The 2,662-nt window shown below is 39.0% G+C and carries 3 protein-coding genes; all 3 read left to right on the top strand.

All coding sequences use genetic code 11. The features are described 5' to 3' along the window. Nucleotides 1-22: 22 nt before the first annotated feature. Genes istA through ACXYMX_RS16925 form a run of 3 tightly spaced genes read left to right on the top strand, consistent with a single transcriptional unit; the run spans nt 23 to nt 2,512 of the window. A complete protein-coding gene (istA, locus tag ACXYMX_RS16935) occupies nt 23-1,570 on the top strand; it encodes an IS21 family transposase (protein WP_459045422.1) in 1,548 nt (515 codons plus the stop codon). Then, entirely contained in the window at nt 1,560-2,315 is a 756-nt protein-coding gene (gene istB / locus ACXYMX_RS16930) for an IS21-like element helper ATPase IstB (RefSeq protein WP_459045421.1), read from the top strand. The genes istA and istB overlap by 11 nt, the downstream gene beginning before the upstream one ends. Next, nucleotides 2,312-2,512 (top strand): hypothetical protein, encoded by a 201-nt coding sequence (locus ACXYMX_RS16925; RefSeq protein WP_459045420.1) that lies wholly within the window; start codon nt 2,312-2,314, stop codon nt 2,510-2,512. The genes istB and ACXYMX_RS16925 overlap by 4 nt, the downstream gene beginning before the upstream one ends. Nucleotides 2,513-2,662 lie beyond the last annotated feature (150 nt).

Here is a 2,662-nt window from a genome sequence, read left to right as displayed (position 1 = left end):
CTAATATACAGGAGGTTTTTTTATGGTTAATTATCGAAAGATTCTGGAACTATATTTTGATGGCATTAGTCAAAGAACTATTAGTTCTAGTACTGGCCACTCAAGAAATACGGTCTCTGAAGTCGTTCGACGCTCAAAGAAACTTGGTGTTGAGAGCTTGAACGAGACAATGACCAATCCCTGGCTAGAAACGTTTCTCTTTCCAGAGAAACAAGCAATTGAGAAGGGTTACTTCCCGATTGATTGGGAAAAAGTGCATAAAGAGCTGCAAAGAAAGAACGTTACTCTGATTTTATTACATTATGAATATGCGACAGAAGCACGGGAAAGTGGAAAGATTCCCTATGCCTATCGAACTTTTACCGAGAAGTACGGAAAATATGCGAGGAAATATAAATTGACGATGCCGATTCGGAGAAAACCCGGTGAAATTATGGAGGTTGATTGGGCTGGCTCAGTACTGGAAATTATGGATCGTTCAACAGGAGAAGTAATTCCAGCATATGTTTTTATAGCGACCTTACCTTACAGTCAATTTAGTTATGTAGAGGCGTTTTTAGACATGAAGTCTGCAAGTTGGCTCATCGCACATATTCATGCGTTGGAGTACTTTGGGGGAGTTCCCGAGACCTTGGTTCCGGATAATTTGAAGACAGGCGTTACGAAAGCTCTTCGAGCTGAGCCTATTCTCAACGAAGCCTATCGTGAACTAGCAGATTATTATCGTTCAGTAATAGTTCCGAGCCGCGTTCGGAAACCTAGAGATAAAGCTAGTGTCGAAGGAACCGTTGGATATATTTCTCGACAGATTATCGCTCCACTAAGAAACTATCAATGTTTCCATATCGAGGATTTAAATCTACGAATCTTTGAAAAGCTAGAAGAAATAAATAACATAGATTTTCAAAAAAGACCTGGATCACGTAAAAAAGTGTTTGAGGAAGAAGAGAAATCCTACCTTCAACAGCTTCCCCAAACACGTTATAAACTATCAGAATGGAAAACAGCAAAAGTTCAACTGAACTACCACATCCAAGTTGAACGAATGTATTATTCCGTTCCCTATGATTACGTCCGTGAGTCTGTCGACATTCGACTTACTACGGATTTACTTGAAGTTTACTTCAAAGAGGCCAGAATTGCATCTCATAAACGAATAAATGGTGAATTGGGTCAGTTTTCTACAAACACGGATCATATGCCAGATAATCATCGATTCTATCTTGAACATAATCCCGAAAACAATCGGGAGTGGGCGGAAACTATCGGGCCATCGATGATAAAACTTGTTTCTTATATATTGAAAACGAATGTGGAAAAGAAAGCATTGAATACCCTTGGTACACTAAGAAACCTATCAACTAAACACTCAAAAGATGAACTAGAAGAAGCTACACAAACGTTACTTGATATATCAACAAACCCAACGGTTTCTGTTTTAAAAGGCATATTGGAAAGAAATAAAAAGCGAAAACAAAAAATGGGTACTCGTAGTCGGCACATCGATACTGAGGATTATGGATTCGCTCGTGGAGCCAAATACTTTGGGGGGATAAAAAATGATGAATGAAGAAACGTTACGTAAATTAACAGAAATGAAAATGGGTGCGATGGCAGAATTGTATCATCAACAAGGTCAAAACAAAGAATATCGTAGCATGGACTTCGATGATCGATTCAACCTCTTGGTAGATTATGAGTATGATCGTCGCAAGTCAAATAAACTGGAACGATTAATTAAACAGGCTACATTTAATGAGCCTACAGCAGCGATTGAAGATATAGAATATCATCCTGATCGCAATCTGGACAAAAAACTAATTCTAGAGTTAGCATCCGGAAATTACATTCAAAATCACCATAACATCATTTTAATGGGTGCGTCAGGCAACGGTAAAACCTGGATATCAAACGCCTTCGGCGTTCACGCATGTCGCCAATTTTACAAAGTGAAATATATAAGATTACCCGAATTACTTGATGAATTAGCTCTGGCAAAGCACGAAGCGGATGGTAGCTTCCGTAAGCTGATTCAAAAATACAGAAAGATAGATTTATTGATACTAGATGAGTGGCTATTAACCGATCTTTCGGAGGAAAATGTCCTTCATGTGTTGGAAATTATTGAGGCTAGATTAAAAAGAGTATCCACTATTTTCTGTTCTCAATTTTCACCAGAAGGATGGCATTCGAAGTTAGGACAGGCACAGGTAGCTGATGCGATTCTAGACCGCATCGTTCATGATTCCTACAAGATTCTCGTTGATGGTGAAGTTTCGATGAGAGAACGTCATGGATTGGGGGTCCCTAAATGATTCCATCAGAAGTTGAAAATCGTATAGCCAAATATTTTTTTCACATGTATTTACCTGATGAAGTGATGATGATAGTTGAAGAGAGGCTATTGTCCTCCTGCATATGGATTGAAGATGAAGATATAGATCATGATCAACTTGTTGCTTGGGCCATTAATATTATTGACAAGCATTTAGAAGATAAAAGCTTTAAATAAAATTAACAGCCATTGGACGGTAGCACACCAATGGCTGTTTTTTGTACCCTTACCAACCAGTGGCTTCCTTCTCCGCACTTACTGGCTCTTTCTTCCGCAAACGGTGGCTCAAAACTCCGCTCTAGTGGCTCATTCTCTCCGCAATACTCA

It is taken from the genome of Sporosarcina sp. CAU 1771, from assembly GCF_054482775.1.
The sequence above is the reverse complement of the archived record's forward strand: the minus strand, read 5'-3'. Positions and strand labels throughout refer to the sequence as shown.